Source organism: Enterobacter chengduensis, assembly GCF_001984825.2.
In the GTDB taxonomy this organism is placed as follows: Bacteria; Pseudomonadota; Gammaproteobacteria; order Enterobacterales; family Enterobacteriaceae; genus Enterobacter; species Enterobacter chengduensis.
The window spans coordinates 446982-467164 of sequence record NZ_CP043318.1 but is presented as its reverse complement, the minus strand read 5'-3'; the positions used below and the strand labels follow the sequence as shown (position 1 = coordinate 467164).

Sequence of the window (20183 nt, the reverse complement as noted above, 5' to 3'; positions counted from 1 at the left end):
CCCCTTTTCTTAGTGCTCAGAGTCTTCTGCCAGCGGAGGCTGGAACCGACGCAAACGAAGTGCGTTGCCCAGGACAAATACACTGGATAGCGCCATCGCGCCTGCAGCAAAGATTGGTGAAAGCAGCAATCCATAGGCAGGGTACAGCAGGCCTGCTGCTACAGGGATCAATGCGGCATTATAACCAAACGCCCAAAAAAGATTTTGCCTGATGTTACCTATGGTTGCCTTAGACAATCCAATAGCATTAGGCACACCCTGTAGGTTGCCGGACATTAAGACAACATCAGCAGATTCCACCGCTATATCGGTACCTGTACCAATTGCAAGCCCAATATCTGCCACGGCTAAAGCTGGGGCATCATTAATGCCATCACCAACATAAGCGACCTTACCGTAAGACTCCTTCAACCGACGAACTGCTTCAACTTTCCCTTCTGGCAACACTTCGGCAACCACTTCATCAATACCAAGCTGTCTCGCAATCGCATTTGCTGTATTGGCATTGTCACCGGTAATCATTGCGACTTTGAGCCCCAGTTGGTGCAATGCATTTATGGCAATCGGCGTACTTGATTTAATAGGGTCAGCGACTGCGATAATGGCAGCCAGACGTCCATCAATAGCAACATAGAGTGGCGATTTTCCTTCGTTTCCAAGGCGTATCGCAGTCTTTGAAAAATACTCGATATCCAAGCCTAACTCACGCATAAATCGATCGGCCCCGACCTCTACGCGCTCTCCGTCTACGGTAGCCCTGACGCCCATCCCAGTAATTGAATCAAACTCAGTCAACGCTGGCAGCGATATCTCTTTTCCTAGAGCAGCTTCAACGATAGCGCGGGCAATAGGATGTTCCGAACGTGATTCAACAGCGGCAACTTTTGCTAATACTAAGTCAAGCTCAAACCCTTCGGCCAACTCCAGGTCTGTCATTACTGGGCGCCCTTCAGTCAAAGTACCTGTTTTGTCTACAGCGACAACCCTGGCATCTTTAAGCAACTGCAGAGCTTCTCCCTTACGGAACAAGATCCCCATTTCTGCACCACGCCCAGTACCTACCATGATAGAGGTTGGGGTAGCCAATCCCATTGCACATGGGCAGGCAATGATCAATACAGCCACGGCATTAACCAGTGCGAAAGACAGGGCCGGTGATGGCCCAAATGTTAACCAGGCAAGGAAAGTTAACAACGCTGCCAGCATCACCACAGGAACAAACCATAATGTCACCTTATCGACCACGGCTTGTATAGGTAGTTTAGAGCCCTGGGCTTGCTCTACCATTCTGATTATTTGTGACAACATCGTCTGGCCACCAACGGCTGTTGCACGCAACCTCAATGCTCCTTTCTGGTTAACAGTCCCGCCAACCATTAAGCTTCCGGGAACTTTCTCGACGGGGATAGGCTCCCCCGTTATCATCGATTCATCGACAAAACTTGTTCCTTCACTCACCTCACCATCAACAGGTATCCGCTCACCTGGTCGAACTTCGATAATGTCATCAAGGGCTACATCACTAATGGGAATATCGATGACAATGCCGTTACGCAGCACATGCGCCTCTTTGGCCTGCAATCCAACCAAACGCTTGATAGCCTCAGACGTTCGACCTTTAGCTCGCGCCTCCATAAATCGTCCTAAAAGAATAAGAGCGACGATTACCGCAGCAGCTTCGTAATACACATTGACGGTACCTTGAGGCAAAAGACCTGGAGCAAAGGTCGCAATCATTGAATAACCGAATGCAGCGAGAGTCCCGACGGAGACGAGAGAGTTCATGTCTGGGCCAAGTCTTAATAACGCGGGAATACCTTTCAGGTAAAAGCGCCGCCCCGGAATAGCCAACACCAGCAATGTTAATACAAACTGGAGATACCAGCTTTCCTGGAGCCCAATGGTATCCATTATCCATTGATGCATTCCCGGTATCACATGCGACCCCATTTCCAGAATAAATACTGGTAACGCAAGTACGGTCGCCAGAACTAAATCTTTCTTCAACGCAACCTTTTCAGCATCTTTTTTTTCTGCGGCACTATCATTATTCTGGCTTTGGTTATCAACCAGGCTGGCTTCATAACCGATTTTTTCGATAGCAGTTATGAGGTCATCAACTCCTGCGGTTCCACGTACAGTAGCTCTTTCAGTCGCTAAATTAACAGTGGCTTCTTTTACACCTTTAACCGCTCGGAGCGATTTTTCGACACGCCCTACGCATGATGCACATGTCATGCCCTGAACTGATAACTCTACAGAAGCTTGAGGAACCTCATAACCAACCTTTTCAACTGCTTCAACCAACGCCATACGATTAACGAATGCATTTAGGCGGATATCTGCACGCTCTGTTGCAAGGTTAACGCTTACGTTTTGTACGCCTTCAACCTTAGCCAGAGCGGCTTCAACTCGTCCAACGCAGCTTGCACAAGTCATTCCCTCAATGGGCAAGCTGACTTGAGTTTCACCATCATTAGAATGCTGTTTTTTTTGAATGCTCATGATGTATTTCTCATCGTTATGGTCAGATAAAGAACAACCTTAAGGCTTACCATCGTGGGAAGGTCAAGCGCATTATTTTGAACATGCCGATGCCGTGGAAGGAATGGATATAAAAACCCTTTACATGAACACATATTCATATGTTATATTGAAGGCATCATGTATAACCAACCGCTTGAGGCCCTATGTCACAATCACATGATCACGAGCATGACCATACTCCAGCAGTAACCAGTGCAAACGAGCGTAAAGTCCTTATCTCCTTCCTCATGATATTCACATTTATGGTGGTCGAAGCTGTTGGAGGGATACTTTCTGGCTCATTAGCATTGCTGGCAGATGCAGGCCACATGCTTACAGATGCAGTAGCTTTGGCGCTGGCTTATGCGGCATTCCGTTTTGGCCGTCGAGCTGCTGATAGCAAACGAACCTTTGGATATTTGCGATTTGAAGTCATCGCGGGATTCTTTAATGCCCTGACACTCTTCGCTATTGTGGCGTGGATTGCATATGAGGCATGGGAAAGGTTACAAGCTCCACCAATTATACTGGCAGGCCCAATGCTGATCGTTGCCATTGCAGGATTGTTGGTCAACATATTGGTATTATGGATCATGACCCGTGGTGAGACCGATCATGTTAATGTCAAAGGTGCTATTTTACATGTGATGGGTGATCTATTGGGTTCTGTTGGCGCTATTGTCGCCGCTATTGTCATTTACTACACGGGCTGGACACCGATTGACCCAATACTTTCCGTTCTTGTCGCAGCACTGGTTTTACGTAGTGCCTGGAAATTATTAGCAAAATCGCTGCACATCCTGTTAGAAGGAGCGCCTGAAGATGCCTCCCCAGACAAGGTGGAACAGAGACTAATCAGTTCTGTTAAGGGCTTAGCAGCCGTAAGTCATATTCATGTCTGGCAAATAACCTCAGGTCGGACGATGGCAACACTGGAAGTAAGAGCCAAGGAAGATGTGGACGTAAAAGACGTTGTGAAGCTTGTAAAACAAGAACTTTATGAGCAGTTCAAAATAGAACATGCAACTGTGGGAATCGACTGGAATTACGATCAAAACGATAATACATGCAGCCTTTCACCGACAAAACTGCGTAACGAACACGAACACGAACACGAACACGAACACGGAAAAAAGCATAACCATTCTAGTCCAGGCCACAAACATTAATCAGGCCTCTGGTGATGCACTATCAATTTAGGAGGGAGAATCATAATGTCCAGCACATCAGATTGCGGCAACATACAAGACTGTTCCGCGACAGATCATGTCGCGGAGCCAGATCTATCAATGCTCTCGCAAAACGACATTGGGCAACTTTCCGAGATTTTCCATCTACTGGGGGACCAGTCAAGACTACGAATCCTGCTTTACTGTATGCGTGGTTCGGTCTCTGTAGGCGACATTGCTGAGTCGCTCCAGTTATCACAATCTCTGGTCAGTCATCATCTGAGGTTGTTACGAAGTGCAAGGCTTGTTCGCGGAGAGAGAAAGGGTAAGTACATATTTTATAGCATAATGGATCACCATGTAAGTCATGTTCTTCAGGACATGGTATTTCACATAGCTGAAGAATAACCCGAATGAATTTTGATAAGTAGAGCTTGTGTAATTCCAACTCACCTTAGTTTTTCATTACTTTGGTGAGTTGTTTCATCATTAATTTATTAAAACCTTAATAATTAACCTTTTAATAATGAAACCTGCCCCCTTCCCTTGTATGTAATAAATACCTGATGGTTCACTATCACCAGATAAAGCGAAGTGAGCAGGCCACCTCATGAAGGAGAAACCTTGCTTTGCAAGCTTATTGAATAGCCACGGATAATCTAGTTTGTCTGCTTCGTGCCAAAAGCGGACATTGCTACATCACAATGCGTTATGGTCAACATCAGAATGCAGCCCTTGTGTTGTGACGTGTAGTCTGGCCTAAACGCAGTTGCACTACATTACCTCGTGGGGTCAGCGACGGCCCCGTTTCAGTTCACGTACACAGGGATCATACTCATCTGCATAGCCACCAAAGTCATGGCTGGGCATGAAGTACCACTTTTCACCTTTCCAACCAGCGATCCGGGTGGTCGGTTTGGTTTTATTCAGAACAACAATACAGACGCCGACGGGAGACACTGGAGGAAGAAGTCGTTGCACCACACACTCACGATTGCCCACATCAATCCAGTCTTTGACGTGAATTTCAGGATGGTTCATTGTTTATCTTCATGTGATGGAATTGCTTACCGTAATGCATCCGATTACCGTGCAAGATCATGTATCCTGTCGCCTTCCTGCTCCCTTGAGGTGGCGCTGCCTTGGTACAGTCAGCACTCTGAATGTCAGGCCCAGCCGCGAGGCCGGAAGCTCATCAGGTCGCTGCGGTAGGGGAAAACGGTCCGGGTAACAGACCGTAATCGCCTGCTGGTGGTTATTGGCCCTGACTGGAGCCGCACTGAAAACTGAAGCGCATTAATATACTCGCGCCTCCGACAGGTCAGGCAATTTCTTCCAGCGCATCGTCATTTGCCGGTGGAGGAGGAAGTATAAGCGCGTCGCACTCCCTGATGACATATTCAGGAATGAGATCAAACCGGGCAGGATCCAGCTGACAGATAAATTCATTTTCAATGTGGTAGGTCTCATTCATGAATTTACGTATTACTGCGTTCTCGAGTCCGGTCTGAAGCAACCTGAACACCTGCAGTTTCTCGTAGCCATTACGGCAGAGCAGATAAAGCGCACGTATACGATCCGGGTCGGTGAGCTGAACGAAAGTGGCCTGGTAGTCAAAGCCGGGAATGCGATCGGCGATTGCCTGGCAGCCGAAGGCAACTTTTTCTGCGGACATTTCAGGATGTCCCACTCCCTGCACAACGGGTTCACGGGTGTCGATGGGCGTTTCACGGTGATGAAAAAGGTTTGACAGCACCTGATAGGCATCACCGAGGTCGTCCATAATTTCATAATGTCGGCGAAGATAGATCAACTTGATGATGTCTTCACTATCAGAGTCAGTGACAGACTGGCAGATCTGAGCAAAAGTGCGGATATCACTTTCACCGATGAGCTGCTCGGTGATGCAGCCTGCGCTGTAGTGCAAGTGTGAGGCCGTAACCAGATTACTGAACAGCTTCCTGACGGACTTCAGTGTATCAATAATAGGCTCAACATCGTGAGTCAGCATCAGTACCGTTTCATTTTTCAGGCACTCACCGGTATTGCGGCGAAACAGCATCTCCAGGATGGCAAATTTCTTGTTCTTATCAAACGATGAAATCGGGTCGTCAAGAATGATCAGGCCTGGCTTCTTGGCTAAGCATTCATACATAAACAGAACAATGGCAAAGGCGTTGCGTTCACCGTAGCTGAGATGCTGGCTGCCGCCGCTGACGTAGCCTTCAAAGTCTTCGTGGCGCAGTTTCAGCCGACATTTATCGCCTTCCCCAGTGATATCCACCTGATAACGATAGCCTGCGTAAGCCAGAAAGGTATTGATATCGGTTTTATGCTTGAGGATCAGCTTCTGCATGCCCTGACGCTGCTTATTTATTTGACCCTGCAGGCGTCCGGCCTGCGTCGTCAGGTCGTCTAAAGAGGTATTGAGACTGGCTACGGTGCGGGCCGTTTTATCCGACTGCAGCTCCGGGAAAAACTTCACGTCTAGGCGACAGGCTTCCAGTGCAGCCTTGACGTTGGTTGAAGCGCTGAACGTAAAGCCGTTAAGAGTCTTAAGGGTATTCAGCATATTTATCAGGCTGTCTGTCTGCTTCTTCACTGTCACGAGATATTCTTCGTGCTGTTTTTCCAGCCCACTTTTTAGGGTTGTAATATCAGCGAGGCGGGCACGGGCAGGCTCTGAAAAATATTCGCCGAGTTTATCTAGCACGCCGATCAGGCCGATCAGGTTTTTAATGACAGCCTTATCATACTCCGCGCTGACGCGGCTAATCTGCTCGGCCTTTTCACGGGAGTCGCCAGTACAGAACGGACAGCAGCCGTCGGATAGCGCGGAGAATTTCTCATACCCCCGGGTCTGCCACTCGATCCACTCTACGCTGCTTTTACTTTGGATGTACGGCTTATAAGATTCCAAACCGTCGGGAATGTGCTGAAGCTTGTTGCCAGCGGATAAGCCTTTCATACCGGTAGACGTTTTTGCAATCCCGGTACTACTCAGCTTAAATGCGGCGCTGAGTTCCCCCAGGTGCGTGATGAATTCTTCAAGCCCGACGTTATCAGCAAACTGCTGCCGTATGGCCACGACCATGGCTTCGATTTCGCGTTCTGTCTCGTGATACGCTTCACTTTTGATGAAGATGTCAAAACTATTACTTACTAACTCGTCTGGTTGAAAAGTGAATTGATCGACATATTTTTCATTAAAGCACATGACGTTTTGCAGGCCATCGACACCAGTTACCCTAGGCTGTACTGCATCGGGATTAGAACCACGGTATCTAAACGGAAGCAGGTCGCTGAGACCCTGTTCATCCCCGTTTACCGTACACTGAATCGCGCGGGAAATGGTGCTTTTTCCGGTGCCGTTAGGCGCAAATTTAATATTTAGTTTTTTTTCTGCCAGAGTTATATTTGCTTTATCGATGTTATTACAGCAATTAATTTCAATTTCCATACCTAATCCTTTACGGCAAAGACACTGAGCAGGCCCCGTATATTGCAGGCCCGATTAATTATTTAAGCTGAAGCCAGAACATATAAGCACCGTTTCATTTTTGAGTAAAGCACTCCGGGATTCGCCCTTGGTACCGCAGCGCCGGAGCAGTTGTTTTATAGAGCGTATGTACGGCGCTTGTGATGTATGTCCGCTTCGTGCCAAGAGCGGACATTTGCACCCTCAGTACCCGCACCAGACTAAGCCGGCTCAGCAATGTCGGCGTTGCTGATACTGACAGACGTTATGCCGTTTTAAAGCGACGTTTCCGGTGTATCACCATGAGAGCGACAATTACCGCCACCGCAATTGTCGCGGTCCCCCGGAAGACGACTGATGAATCTCCTAGGATGATTTCCATGAATGATGATAAAAACTGGCCGGAGAATATAGCCATAGAAAGCCAGGCAAGGTTACGTCCCCGGACGCGAGCGTGACTCTGCTCGACTGTCATATGATTCACAAGCGGCACCGACAGACCAAACCCACAACTCATTAAAACCCCGCCAGCGATGTAGAACACTACATTATCAGCGAATGAAAATATGAAATGTCCGGCAGCGTAGCAGCTAAACGCCGTGTACAGATTTCCGTACTCACGTAAACGCGCTATGAGGCGCGGCATCATCGCAGCAGCCCCGACGGCGACCAGTGAGATAAACGACAGAAAGTATCCGGTTTCTGCTGCCCCAATAGCCATGCAGCTAAACACCTGCGGAATGATGATAATGCTGGTGAAGAAGCAAATCATGGACAGCAGGGCTGCAAAAAGCACAGGCGCTAATCGAGTCGCACTCACCGATTCGCTTTCTCCGGCGTTTTCATTCATGTTTTCTGTCCCAGAGGACAATTGTTACGGCACAAACGCCAGCTGCATAACCAGAAGAACCTAGGCAAAAAGATGAAGCAAAAACGGCCACTGCCAGCCAAGGGTTGCAAGTAATCCGCCTATAAACAGAAAAATGACACCGCCCAGCTCAATCAACATTCCCTGCGAAGGTATCATTTTCAGGCAAGCCTGACCGCTATGAAACGAGGAAATCAATCCGGTTCCTGCTGACATGACGATGGCGGTATCTGACTGAAATCTGGATGTATCTTCTTCCAGATCTACTTAAAACTCGTTCTGATAACCATACCGAGAAATAACTGTCAATCCATCCATATCTAGGGTTTGATATAGTAAAATTACCTATATATAGTTTTTTTAGTTTTCATCTCACTTGGACGCCATTTCATGAAAAGTCACGAGTACATTGTGATTTGCGGTTTTAACCGCAGTAAAGTCGGCCGATATATTGCCATTGTTGCCTCAGTTATATCGTTCGTTCTGATTTTACTAGCACTCACACTAATCGAATGGCTGAAAAACTTTCACATTAACAGCCACATACCTGCCTCAGTTTTTTCACTTATTAGCGCCGGTGGGATCTACATGGGGTTGTATACATGGTTTGATAAAAATCTCTGGCATAACACCTACCTCGGGAAATTTTTATGTGTGCCAAATCTTGCAGGCCGCTGGAATGTTGAAGGCCATACCCGATCTGAAGGTGGTAAACCCTGGGAAGGTGAGCTGAGAATTGTCCAGTCATGGGACAAAGTCAGAATTCATCTGAAAACTCAATCATCGCATTCGGATAGTGTGACAGCCTCCATCATTCATGACGAGGGAATTGGTTACCAGCTGCTTTATAACTACCGCAACCAACCCAAGACAGGTGAAGAACACCTGACTTCACATGTTGGATTCGCAGAGTTCAGGTTCGACGACGGACTCAAATCTGCTGAAGGCCATTATTTTAACGGTCAAGGCCGGGCTACTTACGGAACAATGACAATCACTAGGATCGACAATGTCTAATTCATTTAGTGCGCGAATTGAACGCATGAAGTCTCGTCGTAAAGGGACATTCGATCAATTAAACGTAGCCAGAGAGTCAATCAGTAACCAGAGGATTGATGGACTGGAAAACTATGCTTTGCTAGAAGGTTTCCTGGATTTAAATGAAAGTTGGGAAACCAGGGGAAAACAAGATTCTGCAACCCGCTATGTTATAGGTGCCATGCAACCGGTTGATAACCGCTATACCGAAATTTCTTTTGAAACTGCCAAGCGTATTGAGAACCAACTGGTAAAGAAATTAGATCTTAATCTGGAGTTTCGTGTCCAAGGCTCTGTACCACTGGATATTCATATTAAAAGTTTCAGTGATGTGGATCTGCTGATTATAGACACTCAGATGCTTATTTATGATAGCGACGGTATTGGCCGCTACACCCCTACGAACAAAAATGATGGGGATGTCATCCTTGAACTCAGGGATGCCGCTAGGGATGCCCTGAAAGCAACTTTCCCTGCGGCAGATGTTGATGACAACAACGCCAAATCTTTGAGAATAACGGGAGGGTCTTTGCAGAGAGAAGTGGATGTGGTGCCAAGCATCTGGTGGGATACCAAAGAGTACCAACATACTAAAGATGTAGATCAACGTGGGGTCACTATTATAGATAAAAACACACGTCAACGTATCTACAACCTACCTTTCCTCCACATCAAACGAATTAAAGACAAATGCGATCAATGTAATGGAGGATTGCGTAAGTCTATTCGTTTTCTTAAGACACTAAAAGCGGATAGTGAAGCTGAGGGTACTAAAATTGAACTCAGTAGTTATGATATTGCCTCGCTGATGTACCACGCAGATGGTAACAATCTCCGACATAGCCAATACTACGAGCTGGCTGTCCTTGTAGAGACTCACAGATGGCTAAATTATCTTGCACAGAACCCTAATGCTGCAATGCTGCTCTACGTTCCAAATGGCACCAGAAAGATAATTGACAAGAATGAAACTTTTGCCGAATTGCTTAAACTGACGGGAATGGTCAATAGTATTGTCACTGAGGTGCTGCGTGAAATAACCGGCCAGCCTACTGAATATTACACACCCGCCAAAGGAATTTTACTTATAAAACAAGCGGTTTACTAACAGGATGCTATCAAGATCCACTTAATAAGTGGATCTTGAATCATCCGCGACTATTTGCCGGACAGCGCTAGTCATTCCGGCTTAAGCGCTATTATGAGATTTATTTCCAGTTTAGTATGAGTCTCCGTACTAATCGTTGATTGAAGAGACATACATGCTGGATAACTCTTAATGGGGTCAGTTTGGATATCGAAAATTATTGTACGTTAAGGCTGATTTTTTGTAAGTACCCCACTTAAACGCCCCATTCTCTTTCAGAGACCCTCTGGCACATGGATTAGGTTTTCCGAAAGCGAACTTCCGCTCTTCGCTCATAGATGCCGGTCAAACATCCCGCATTCAGCATGTGAGGCGGTAGCCTCATCTCTGATGTACTGAATAACAGTAACGTCTTGCTGGTGTGTCTATCCCGGCTTTACCATGACGTATAGCGATAGGGTCAGTGGGTTCGTAAATGCTCAACGGCACTCTCAGTGAGAGTCAGTACCGATTTAACGCTGATGCTTATTCTATCGATAATGGCCTGCCGGGGACCATGACGCCATGCTTCGCTATCATAAAAGGTGTCCTGGGCAGTTTTCAGGTGAGAGAGGCTGTTATAAGCCCTGATCAGATAGTAAGCATCGTCGTCATGTGCTGATATACCATAAGAAATAACATCCATTCCCACTGAACGGTGAAGTGGAACACTCACTTCTTTCATTATTCTATGAAAGTCTTTTCCAGTACCGGGTTTGAGGGTGTACAGCAAAAATTCGACAGTTTTCATCTTCGATATCCTATTCTGTTTTTCTCATCATAGCGAATTATGGCGACGTGTAGTCGTGAAACCGAACAGAAGAACTGGACTGCCAGGCTGTCCCCAGCAGTTATGGCTCTGAATGTCTCATGCGTGCCAGGAGCGGACGTTGCTAACATAGAGATGCTCTAATCTGCAAGGAGCAGCTCCCCCTTTATCAGACAATCTTGTCTGACGCTCCGGACAGAAATATGCTGGTTTTATCTGTTCAGAACACTGAACTATGTTCGGGAAATCACAGAGTCAGGCTAACGGAATAGAATAGTGAGCGGTGTCTTAACCCCTTAAATCGTAAAAGCACCGGTTGATAGCTGATGATGAACGCTTCTCTGATTTAACCAAGCATCGGCATTGAGAATGAATCAAAAAAGTGAAAATATCAAAGGGTAATAGCCTCCGTTTGAACCGGACACCTCACCAGTAAGACATAGTCATAGAGCTATGTTTAAGGAGTGTCCTGTGCAAAGAATCGAAGTGATCACTGGCGAGCAAAAACGCCGTCGTTATACTCCTGAAGAGAAAGCCCGTTTTGTTGCGCTCGCCATGCAGCCCGGCTACACCGTCTCACTCGTTGCCCGGCAATATGACATCACACCCAGTCTTCTTTTTAAGTGGAAACGGCTCATGAACGAGGGTGGAAAGTCTGCGATCGTCGCTGGCGACGAGGTCGTCAGTGTCTCCGAGGTCCAAGCGCTGGAGAAAAAAGTCAAACAGCTTGAACAAATGCTGGGCCGCAAGACGATGGAAGCCGAAATCCATAGGAACGCGCTTGAGATAGCCTAGGCAAAAAAGTTGATATCGCGCATGCCATTGCTGCCACCGGACGATACCTCCTCATCCGAATAGCAGAAGTGCTCTGCGTATCGCGTTCGAATCTTTATGAACGGCTGCTAAAGAAGCGCCAGCAGCGGCCAGCCCGCTATAGCAAAGATGATGACGCCCGACTGTTACCGCTTATCCGCCAGATATGCAGCGAGCGGGCGACAAACGGCTACCGTCGCGTGACGGCACACCTCAATCGTGCGCTGAAGGAACAAAACTGGCGGGTTAACCACAAACGCATTTACCGGATCATGCAGGCGAATAACCTGTTGCTGGCAAAATCTGGCCATAGAAAGCCAGAGCACAGTCATACCGGCAACGTCGTGACACTCAAGCCGGATACGCACTGGTGTTGAAATCCGCTGCTTGAATCGGGAAGTCGTGCGGGTAGTGTTCAGCCTTGACTGCTGTGATCGCGAAGCCATCTGCTGGTCGGCGACAACAGGTGGAATAAACAGCGTTATGGTGCAGGATCTGCTGACAGAGAGTGTGGAAAAGCGCTTTGGCAATACGCTTTACCTGCCACATGCCGTTGAGTGGCTGACCGATAATGGCTGTTGCTACATAGCGGACTCAATAAGAACGTTCGCCACCTCACTCAGGTTCATCGTGTGTACGACGCCAGTGCGCAGTCCGGAGAGCAATGGGATGGCTGAATCGTTCGTTAAAACGTTCAAGCGTGACTACGTGTATGTTAATGACCTGCCGGATGCCATGACAGTGATGTGAAAACTGACGGAATGGATGGAAGACTATAATAACTGGCATCCCCATAAAGGGCTGAAAATGCAGTCACCAAGGGAATACAGAAGTTCGCTGCTAGCTATAAATTAACCGTGTCCGTTTTAGCGGGGGCAACTCCACAAAGAGGACGTGGAGCTAAAATATTTGCACGGATAAAAAACCATACTTAACTATTAGTATTACATTAAAAAAATACGGACTCTTTATCAGCAGTCCGCTAAAGTCTATTCAAGGAAAAAACATGTGGCATATCAAGCATTAAAAATTAGTATATAGTGGCAGATTTTATCAAGGTATATATTCCTATAGATACCCTAAAATGATTATCTATTAATCCCCTAATTTAGCGGTCATATGCACTCGATTACCAGTATACGCAGAGAGAATTTTGTATGACGTTTGTGCTTCTTTTGCTTTAGCAGCAATTTTTGCTTCTGCACTGTCAAGAGTGGAAGCAGTTACGCTGACCGTCTGCGCCATACCAGAGAATGAGACAACAGAGAGAAAACCAGCTGCTGCGAGAAGTTTGATATTTTTCATAGTGATAACCCTAGTAAAGTTAATGTTCATCATAAGAGCATACTGCTCGTTTCCTGTTGATGAGCATTAAAAACCCTGCAACTACTATAGGGTCAATACTTTTTATTGTATTTTTTATATAGCGCTGACTGTCTTGAACATCCACTTATCGAGAAATTTTTCTTAAACAATAAAATTCACTCATAATCAATAAGATATGGCAATTTTTATATCGTTTTACACTGAAGATATTTTTTCTTACCCCATTTATATAGGTTTCAAAATATGTCTTTGCAGGTAATTGGAGGCTGGAACTCACGCATTCCTATCCCCTTCCCTTCAAACAACTCTAGCTTTACTCTGATCAAAAGAATAAATACCCAGACATTAAATCACGTGACATGAAATGCCAAAACTGTCTAAATAAACTGGACTGACCCCAGGATTAGATATAACCTTCAATTAGTAATGTCGGTTGGTTTTTCTTCATATTTCCCGTTTCGCCAGCCTGCTGGAAATTCAGCTGGAGTCTGGTAATCCAGCGATGAATGTGGACGGCACTCGTTATAATCCTGCCGCCAGTCATTAATCGTTTTCCTGGTGTGAACTGATCCTACCCACGTAATGTGGACACGGCCCTAAGCAAGGTTCTGGTTTTCAAATTGTTCAGGACTGAGCCCACCACAGGCACTGTGGCGACGCCAGCGATTGTAATCGCACTCAATATAATTAAATACAGTTGTTCTCATCATTTCCCGGCTGATAAAGCGTTCACCGTGGATGCATTCCACTTTCAGCGAGTGGAAGAAGCTTTCCACACACGCATTGTCGTAACAGCAGCCTTTCGCGCTCATGCTCCCGCGCAGATTATGCCGCTTCAGCAACGCCTGATAGTCCGCTGAACAGTACTGGCTGCCACGGTCAGTATGAACAATGACATTTTTCGGGCGTTTACGCCGCCACAGCGCCATCTGCAACGCATCGCAGGTCAGTTGTGCCGTCATTCGCGGTGCCATTGACCAGCCGATGACAGCTCGCGACCACAGGTCAATCACCACTGCCAGATACAGCCAGCCTTCATCGGTGCGTAAGTAGGTGATGTCTCCCGACCACTTCTGATTCGGGCCGCTGGCGTAAAAGTCCTGCTTCAGCAGGTTCTCAGACACAGGCAAGCCATGCTCACGATAACTGACCGGGCTGAACTTGCGGGCTGCCTTTGCCCGAAGCCCCTGGCGACGCAGGCTGCCAGCTATCGTTTTGATGTTGTAGGCCGGGAGCTCATCCGCAAGCCGTGGCGCACCATACCGTTGTTTTGCATCAGTGAATGCTCTGAGAACCGCGGCATCACAGGCCAGACGGAACTGCTGTCGCGTGTTTATCTGATGACGCCGGGAGCACCAGGCATACCAGCCGCTACGGGCCACGCGCAGCACCCGGCACATGGCTTTGATGGTGAACTCAGCCTGATATTTTTCGATAAAAACATACTTCATTTCAGGAGCTTCGCGAAGTATGTCGCGGCCTTTTGGAGAATAGCCAGCTCCTCTGCCTGCTCCGCAAGCTGGCGTTTAAGCCGGGCATTTTCAGCATCCAGTTCGCTTTCGCGTGCAGATGATGTCAGTTGTTGCTGTTGTTTTTTTCGCCAGCCATAGAGTTGCGATTCATACAAACTGAGTTCGCGGGCAGCGGCAGCGACGCCAATGCGTTCAGCAAGCTTCAGAGCTTCCTGGCGGAATTCGGGAGTGTGCTGTTTACGCGGCTTTTTACTGACGGTTACTGATTTAGTCATGTGAGCTACCTCTGGTTGAGAGTTTACTCACTTAGTCGCGTGTCCACTATTGGCGGGTATCTGTGCCAACAGCTCTCAGGCCAAGGGCCGCGTTAAGCGCGCCAACCTGACGCTGCAGGAGCGGCTGGTTAAGGAGATGTGCCTGGAGAATATCACCTGCATTGATGCCGCCAACGCCTGGATCGAAACGTTCATCAGCGACTTCAACCACCGCTTTGCCAGACTGGCAAAATACCCGAAAAACCTTCACCGCACGGTCTAGAGAGCCACCTGGAACTGGACGACATTTTCGCCTGGCAGACGCTTCGGACGCTCTCAAAAGCACTGACTTTTCAGTATGAAAAAATCCTTTATCTGGTTGATCCCACTGACGAAAACTCACGCATAGTCGGAGAAGAAATCCTCGCTTTTGATTATACGGACGGTACGCTCAAATTCCGCCATGGAAACAGAACACTGAAATATCAGATGTTCGATAAGCTGGACTGCATCAGTCAGGGGCGCATCGTTGATAACAAAAGGCTTGACGCGGTGCTGAAGCTGGCGAAGGAAAAACAGGATGAGCTTGAAGCCGCAGGAAAAAGAAAGGCGCAGCCAGAGTATGCCTAAAAGGCGGGCACAGATTCAGGCTCAGCTCAGAGCCATCAATCCGGTTCTGGCTGAACCCTCTCTTTTCAAATCAAGCCTGAAAAAATGAGCTCACTGCCCTTTTTTCTTCATCAGAAATCAGCAGAAAGTGACATTTAAAACCGGGAAATCAGGGTGACATTATCAATAAGGAAAGACAGCGAGTATAATAGTTGTAATATCCGCACCTCCCCAGAACATCTGAATTTGTCTTTGACAGAAAGAACCGCGCTTCCGGCAGGAAGCCGGCCCCCTTGAAAACTCTCTTATCCTGTTAAAAAGCCTGATATGGTTCGGAGTTAGTCGGTGTTTCCTCCGGCAATAGTGCAGTTGGCTTCACAACAGCGTACATTATCACATCAGATTTATGCCAAAACGGCGTAACGCACTGGCCCACAAAAAGAAAATAAGGACGGTTACGACGCAGCAGCTACCCAGCGTGATCCAAAAGCCAAATCGCTGACAGAAAACAGGGAATAGTAAAAACATAGGTAGTGTCGGCACTACATACCAGAATGTATACCACGCATGATTGGCTATTTTTTGCTGACTCTGTCCTTCCAGCTTCATCCACACGAGCACAAGCACAGTAACCAGGGGAAGCGCGGCGACAAGACCACCAAGCCGATCACTACGCTTGGCAACTTCAGAGATAAAAACAACCATTCCGGCGGTGATCGCGTACTTAATCAGTAGCCATAACATCATAAACCCTCACTAATCCTGTAAGTTAACGGCCCTGCACCGACCTATCTCCCCAGCGCAATCCCGGTTTCGCGGTGTCTGTTACGGCCGTATTTTCTCATGCCTCGTCAGCCACGGTGAGGCTCTTTCAAGAGCTGGGTTGTATGAAAACGAAAAAACACAGCCAACAATAATTTACAAAATAACTTATTGACCCTGTATTTACTACAGGGTTTTTAATGCACATCAACAGGTGAGACGGCGATGATGCCGGTATCACCAGATGACCAGATAACCCAAGGAATATGACCATGAAAAATATCAAACTGCTTGTTGCTGCCAGTATGCTCTCCGTAGTCTCTTTCTCTGGCTTCGCCCAGTCAGTCAGTGTTACTGCTGACACACTCAGCAACGCGGAAGCGAAAATTGCCGCTATCGCCAAGGAATCCGGTGCTTCGTCCTACCGCATCACCAGTGCTGACCAGAACAACTTTGCCCGCATGACTGCAGTCCTAGATAAGTAACCCGGGACTGTACTACCCTGAACCTGACCAGTTAACGCAAGAGATGGTCGCAGAGCAAATAGCCGGACTGGCTGTCCCCCAGTGGGATGCATCTGGTTCCGCTGGCGACCTCACACGCAATCCCTCACTGTAACGTTTTCTGATCTCACCACGCTGGCCATAACAGATTGCCCTAGCCACTGCATTACGACCTTCTCTCCGGTTAAGCTGAGTCAGGATACGTCGGCGATAATACTCATCATAAATATAATTAAGAAGGTATAAATTGCTTCATTCGGCGCACTATTGTAAACGTTTTTGGCGGGACAGGATGTACTTGTGTGTACGAAACCGAGGGCCAACAATAAATATTGATTTAATGCAAAGGCCCATATAAGATTGATTTACAAGGTGATGGTGCTCCACCTTTCCCAACCGCCGGTTTTTCAACACCGGATGATGGCGCCTGATATACAGATGAAGTTGTCCTCTTATAGGCATGTATGTCAGGTATAGCTATGCAAAATAAAACCACATTACCGCTTACCGCAGAATCTCTCTCTTTTCAAAGAGATAATCCGATTTATGTCTTCGGTCATCGAAATCCTGACAGCGATGCTATTTGCAGCGCGCTGGTTGTGGCTGACTGGCTTAATTACACCGGTCGTCCCGCAACGCCCTGGCGCCTGGGGGATATCACCCCGGAAACCCGTTATATCCTCAACGCTGCGGGTGTTTCACAACCCGATTTACTCACCGTCGATCTGACAGATAAAACCGTATGGCTGGTTGATTTTACGGATGCAGAGCAGGGACCGTCTTCGCTGATGGACAGCAACGTCATCGGCATCATTGACCATCATCGTATTGGTACCCTTGTTACCCGCAATCCACCGGATGTCTGGGTGCGGGCGGTAGGATGCTGCGGAACAGTAATTCTCTCAATTCTCATGCATGACATTCCGATGCCGCTGACTGCCGCTCAGGCTGTGTTGCTGATGGGGGCGATCCTCAGTGATACCGTTGCGCTGACGGGTCCCACCACCACCACTCAGGATCAGGAATCCGTGGCTGTTTTGCGGGAAATCGCCGGTATCGATTATGACCAGTTTGTGACAGGGCTGCTGCGAGCCAAAACAGATATAACCGGGCAATCCGCGTCGGTTTTACTCAATCGTGACGCCAAAAATTACCGGATCCATGATGTGCCGCTGTTGTTGTCACAAATTGAGGTCCGCGACATGGCTGATATTACTCCCCTGTTGCCTGAGCTACTGCAGGAAATGGATAAAACCTGCAAGGACAGCGTGCTGGACATGGTGATCCTGATGGTGACAGACATTACCAGCCGGAACTCCGTTTTGCTTTTTTCAGACAGCAGCCTGACAGGCTCCCGCCAGGTATCGCTGCCCGGCATGACAAGCCGGAAAAAAGAAATCCTCCCCTGGCTGACCAACCGCTTCGCTTCTTATAAGAGGTGATTTATGCAAATTTACCGGCATGCCTTGTTACTTGTACAGAATGAAACCGATGGTCTGCTGTTGCTTGAGCAGGCAGAACGTCTGGCAAAAGAGATGGGCACCCGTATTACTGTCGGGCATCTCAGTGCTGACTATAGGGAACTGGATTATACCAGTGACTCATTAACCAAAGACCGTCAGTCCCGCGAAGTTATTGATGCAAAGGCAATGCTTAGCCGTCTGGTGGAGTCCAGCAGTATTGATATCAACGTCAGGTCCATCGTCAGCATCCATCGTTTCCGGGACGTTGAGGCCGTTGTTCAGCATGAAGATATCGATCTGGTCATGCTGGGGCATGAAAACCGCCTGTTCGGGGTTTTTTCCTCCTTTTCTTTCGAATTCATCAATCACCTTTCTGTTGATGTTCTGATTAAACATATTCCAGCCCCTTAAAAGAAGGTCAAACTTATGAGCTTTGAAATTGAATGTATCATCGCAAGAGAAATTCTGGATTCCCGCGGTAACCCGACCGTAGAGGTTGAAGTGACTTCTGTAGGGGGCAGTATGGCCCGTGCCTCCGTTCCTTCCGGTGCCAGCACCGGCTCCCGTGAAGCCATCGAGCATCGCGATGATGACAAGACACGTTTTGGCGGTAAAGGTGTTCAGGATGCGGTCCAGTGCGTCAATACCGAAATTAACGATGCCCTGCAGGGCTACGATGTACGCCGCCAGAAAGAAATCGACAACTGTCTGATTGCCCTTGATGGCACAGAAAACAAAGGCCGGCTGGGTGCTAATGCGATCCTTGGCGTATCGCTGGCAGTATCCCGCCTGGCGGCACAACTATCCTCTACCCCGCTCTACCGCTATCTGGGTGGCGTCGGCGCGAATCTGCTGCCGGTTCCCTGTATGAATATCATTAACGGCGGAGTTCATGCCCGCTGGCAGGGCGCTGATTTTCAGGAGTTTATGATTGCACCATGGGGAGCCTCTTCCGTACGCGAAGCTATTCGCTGGGGCAGTGAGGTCTACCAGGCCCTGCGTCAGGTCCTGCTGGAAAAAGGTTTATCCGCCGGCGTGGGCGATGAAGGCGGTTTTGCACCGGCCGTTTCCTCAAACCGTCAGCCGCTGGAGCTTATCGTGGAGGCAATTAGCAAGGCGGGATACCGCCCAGGCGAAGATATCGTTATTTGCATGGATCCGGCCTCCAGTGAATTCTACGTCGATGGGAAATATACCCTGCGTACCGAAAATACCCGGCTCAGCGCCGACGAAATGACCCGCTACTATGAGCAACTGGTGAAGGATTTCCCGATAGTCCTGATTGAAGATGGCCTTGCGGAAGACGACTGGGCCGGCTGGCAGCTCCTGCACCGCGCGCTCGGCGATAAAGTTGAGCTGGTTGGCGATGATATCTTTGTGACCAATGTGAAATATATCCAGCGAGGTATCGATGAAAACCTGGCCAATGCCGCATTGATCAAACTGAACCAGATAGGCACCCTGAGTGAAACCATCGAAGCCGTCCAGTTGTGTCAGGATAACAACTGGGGAACCTTTATTTCGCACCGGAGCGGGGAAACCGTGGACAGCTTCATTGCAGATATGACCGTCGGCCTGCGGGCTGGTCACCTGAAAACCGGTGCACCCAGCCGTGGGGAGCGCATTGAGAAATACAATCAACTGATGCGTATTGAAGATGAATTAGGTGATGCCGCCATCTTCGCCGGTAAAGCCGCCTTCAAAAAACGCTGATTCCGTCACCCTTCCCGTATGCTCAGATACGGGAAGGGGTAGGGTGGTTCTGTGAACGGAAAAATACTCATACTGTAACAGCAACGGGGATCCAGGCAAACTGTCTGGTTTTCCTGATCGCTGATGCCTTTTTTAATATACTGCCGGATGATACCAGTGCCGTTGTAATCGCGCTGTTCATCGGGAGCGGTGCCCATCTTCTGATGCGTCACCTCCTTGACCGGAGTCCAGGTAAATCCGGGTAATCAGTACAAACAACTCAACGGGTTCAGGTCCTTCCGGTTCAGTTGTGGG

At 48.0% G+C, this 20183-nt stretch carries 15 protein-coding genes, 4 pseudogenes and 1 riboswitch; of the genes and pseudogenes, 10 read left to right on the top strand and 9 right to left on the bottom strand.

Annotated features, from left to right (window positions below; translation table 11 throughout):
* Positions 1-9 precede the first annotated feature (9 nt).
* Entirely contained in the window at positions 10-2505 is a 2496-nt protein-coding gene (locus tag FY206_RS02270) for a heavy metal translocating P-type ATPase (protein ID WP_009654818.1), read from the bottom strand.
* A 185-nt stretch (positions 2506-2690) separates the two neighbouring features.
* On the opposite strand from FY206_RS02270, the gene FY206_RS02265 reads away from it, so the two are divergent.
* Together FY206_RS02265 and FY206_RS02260 are read left to right on the top strand one after the other, a co-directional pair.
* Positions 2691-3695, top strand: coding sequence for a cation diffusion facilitator family transporter (locus tag FY206_RS02265; protein ID WP_009654826.1), 1005 nt, complete (start codon positions 2691-2693; stop codon positions 3693-3695).
* Between the two features lie 45 nt (positions 3696-3740).
* Positions 3741-4103, top strand: coding sequence for an ArsR/SmtB family transcription factor (locus FY206_RS02260; RefSeq protein WP_016154435.1), 363 nt, complete (start codon positions 3741-3743; stop codon positions 4101-4103).
* Between the two features lie 384 nt (positions 4104-4487).
* Here the strand turns inward: FY206_RS02260 and FY206_RS02255 are convergent, their stop codons facing one another.
* The 3 genes from FY206_RS02255 to FY206_RS02240 all read right to left on the bottom strand — a co-directional run bounded on the left by FY206_RS02255 (position 4488) and on the right by FY206_RS02240 (position 8023).
* Positions 4488-4736, bottom strand: coding sequence for a hypothetical protein (locus FY206_RS02255; protein WP_016154436.1), 249 nt, complete (start codon positions 4734-4736; stop codon positions 4488-4490).
* Between the two features lie 280 nt (positions 4737-5016).
* Positions 5017-7155, bottom strand: coding sequence for an AAA family ATPase (locus tag FY206_RS02245; protein ID WP_009654821.1), 2139 nt, complete (start codon positions 7153-7155; stop codon positions 5017-5019).
* 283 nt (positions 7156-7438) lie between these two features.
* A complete protein-coding gene (locus FY206_RS02240) occupies positions 7439-8023 on the bottom strand; it encodes an MFS transporter (RefSeq protein WP_009654820.1) in 585 nt (194 codons plus the stop codon).
* 408 nt (positions 8024-8431) lie between these two features.
* Between FY206_RS02240 and FY206_RS02235 the strand changes: the two genes are divergently transcribed.
* The gene (locus tag FY206_RS02235; protein WP_016154438.1) at positions 8432-9058 is read left to right on the top strand and encodes a Cap15 family cyclic dinucleotide receptor domain-containing protein; all 627 of its coding nucleotides are present in this window, start codon (positions 8432-8434) and stop codon (positions 9056-9058) included.
* A complete protein-coding gene (locus tag FY206_RS02230) occupies positions 9051-10187 on the top strand; it encodes a nucleotidyltransferase-like protein (RefSeq protein WP_009654824.1) in 1137 nt (378 codons plus the stop codon). The genes FY206_RS02235 and FY206_RS02230 overlap by 8 nt, the downstream gene beginning before the upstream one ends.
* A gap of 439 nt (positions 10188-10626) precedes the next feature.
* Here the strand turns inward: FY206_RS02230 and FY206_RS02225 are convergent, their stop codons facing one another.
* Positions 10627-10956 (bottom strand): NIPSNAP family protein, encoded by a 330-nt coding sequence (locus FY206_RS02225; protein ID WP_016154439.1) that lies wholly within the window; start codon positions 10954-10956, stop codon positions 10627-10629.
* A gap of 489 nt (positions 10957-11445) precedes the next feature.
* Here FY206_RS02225 and FY206_RS02220 point away from each other — a divergent pair.
* Positions 11446-12642 (top strand): annotated as a pseudogene (locus FY206_RS02220) (IS3 family transposase).
* 240 nt (positions 12643-12882) lie between these two features.
* Here FY206_RS02220 and FY206_RS02215 read toward each other — a convergent pair.
* Both FY206_RS02215 and FY206_RS02205 read right to left on the bottom strand, forming a co-directional pair.
* Positions 12883-13092: a YdgH/BhsA/McbA-like domain containing protein gene (locus FY206_RS02215; RefSeq protein ID WP_032443218.1), complete on the bottom strand. Its 210-nt coding sequence runs from the start codon at positions 13090-13092 to the stop codon at positions 12883-12885.
* 437 nt (positions 13093-13529) lie between these two features.
* Positions 13530-14860, bottom strand: a pseudogene (locus FY206_RS02205) (IS3 family transposase).
* A 58-nt stretch (positions 14861-14918) separates the two neighbouring features.
* Here FY206_RS02205 and FY206_RS25495 point away from each other — a divergent pair.
* Positions 14919-15557, top strand: a pseudogene (locus FY206_RS25495) (transposase family protein); the annotation flags it as partial.
* A 284-nt stretch (positions 15558-15841) separates the two neighbouring features.
* Here the strand turns inward: FY206_RS25495 and FY206_RS02195 are convergent.
* Positions 15842-16192 carry a DUF3147 family protein gene (locus FY206_RS02195; RefSeq protein WP_016154441.1) on the bottom strand — a complete coding sequence of 117 codons (351 nt, stop codon included), beginning with the start codon at positions 16190-16192 and terminating at the stop codon, positions 15842-15844.
* A 290-nt stretch (positions 16193-16482) separates the two neighbouring features.
* On the opposite strand from FY206_RS02195, the gene FY206_RS02190 reads away from it, so the two are divergent.
* Positions 16483-16695, top strand: a complete 213-nt coding sequence (locus FY206_RS02190) for a YdgH/BhsA/McbA-like domain containing protein (RefSeq protein WP_009652456.1) — start codon at positions 16483-16485, stop codon at positions 16693-16695.
* 120 nt (positions 16696-16815) lie between these two features.
* Here the strand turns inward: FY206_RS02190 and FY206_RS25790 are convergent.
* Positions 16816-16959 (bottom strand): annotated as a pseudogene (locus FY206_RS25790) (Tn3 family transposase); the annotation flags it as partial.
* Between the two features lie 116 nt (positions 16960-17075).
* Positions 17076-17150, top strand: a riboswitch (Fluoride riboswitch).
* A 42-nt stretch (positions 17151-17192) separates the two neighbouring features.
* On the opposite strand from FY206_RS25790, the gene FY206_RS02180 reads away from it, so the two are divergent.
* The 3 genes from FY206_RS02180 to eno are packed head-to-tail and all read left to right on the top strand — an operon-like array spanning position 17193 to position 19889.
* Entirely contained in the window at positions 17193-18155 is a 963-nt protein-coding gene (locus FY206_RS02180) for a DHHA2 domain-containing protein (protein ID WP_009652407.1), read from the top strand.
* Between the two features lie 3 nt (positions 18156-18158).
* Positions 18159-18587 (top strand): universal stress protein, encoded by a 429-nt coding sequence (locus FY206_RS02175; RefSeq protein WP_009652460.1) that lies wholly within the window; start codon positions 18159-18161, stop codon positions 18585-18587.
* Positions 18588-18602: 15 nt separating this feature from the next.
* Complete coding sequence (gene eno / locus FY206_RS02170) at positions 18603-19889, top strand: phosphopyruvate hydratase (protein ID WP_009652415.1); 1287 nt, start codon at positions 18603-18605, stop codon at positions 19887-19889.
* Positions 19890-20183: the final 294 nt, after the last annotated feature.

Excerpts from the sequence above, each read along its gene's own strand:
- FY206_RS02230 (WP_009654824.1), top strand. The coding sequence starts at position 9,051 with ATGTCTAATTCATTTAGTGCGCGAATTGAACGCATGAAGTCTCGTCGT.
- eno (WP_009652415.1), top strand. The coding sequence starts at position 18,603 with ATGAGCTTTGAAATTGAATGTATCATCGCAAGAGAAATTCTGGATTCC.
- FY206_RS02195 (WP_016154441.1), bottom strand. The coding sequence starts at position 16,192 with ATGTTATGGCTACTGATTAAGTACGCGATCACCGCCGGAATGGTTGTT.
- FY206_RS02175 (WP_009652460.1), top strand. The coding sequence starts at position 18,159 with ATGCAAATTTACCGGCATGCCTTGTTACTTGTACAGAATGAAACCGAT.
- FY206_RS02215 (WP_032443218.1), bottom strand. The coding sequence starts at position 13,092 with ATGAAAAATATCAAACTTCTCGCAGCAGCTGGTTTTCTCTCTGTTGTC.
- FY206_RS02225 (WP_016154439.1), bottom strand. The coding sequence starts at position 10,956 with ATGAAAACTGTCGAATTTTTGCTGTACACCCTCAAACCCGGTACTGGA.
- FY206_RS02245 (WP_009654821.1), bottom strand. The coding sequence starts at position 7,155 with ATGGAAATTGAAATTAATTGCTGTAATAACATCGATAAAGCAAATATA.
- FY206_RS02260 (WP_016154435.1), top strand. The coding sequence starts at position 3,741 with ATGTCCAGCACATCAGATTGCGGCAACATACAAGACTGTTCCGCGACA.
- FY206_RS02255 (WP_016154436.1), bottom strand. The coding sequence starts at position 4,736 with ATGAACCATCCTGAAATTCACGTCAAAGACTGGATTGATGTGGGCAAT.
- FY206_RS02240 (WP_009654820.1), bottom strand. The coding sequence starts at position 8,023 with ATGAATGAAAACGCCGGAGAAAGCGAATCGGTGAGTGCGACTCGATTA.
- FY206_RS02235 (WP_016154438.1), top strand. The coding sequence starts at position 8,432 with ATGAAAAGTCACGAGTACATTGTGATTTGCGGTTTTAACCGCAGTAAA.
- FY206_RS02270 (WP_009654818.1), bottom strand. The coding sequence starts at position 2,505 with ATGAGCATTCAAAAAAAACAGCATTCTAATGATGGTGAAACTCAAGTC.
- FY206_RS02265 (WP_009654826.1), top strand. The coding sequence starts at position 2,691 with ATGTCACAATCACATGATCACGAGCATGACCATACTCCAGCAGTAACC.
- FY206_RS02190 (WP_009652456.1), top strand. The coding sequence starts at position 16,483 with ATGAAAAATATCAAACTGCTTGTTGCTGCCAGTATGCTCTCCGTAGTC.
- FY206_RS02180 (WP_009652407.1), top strand. The coding sequence starts at position 17,193 with ATGCAAAATAAAACCACATTACCGCTTACCGCAGAATCTCTCTCTTTT.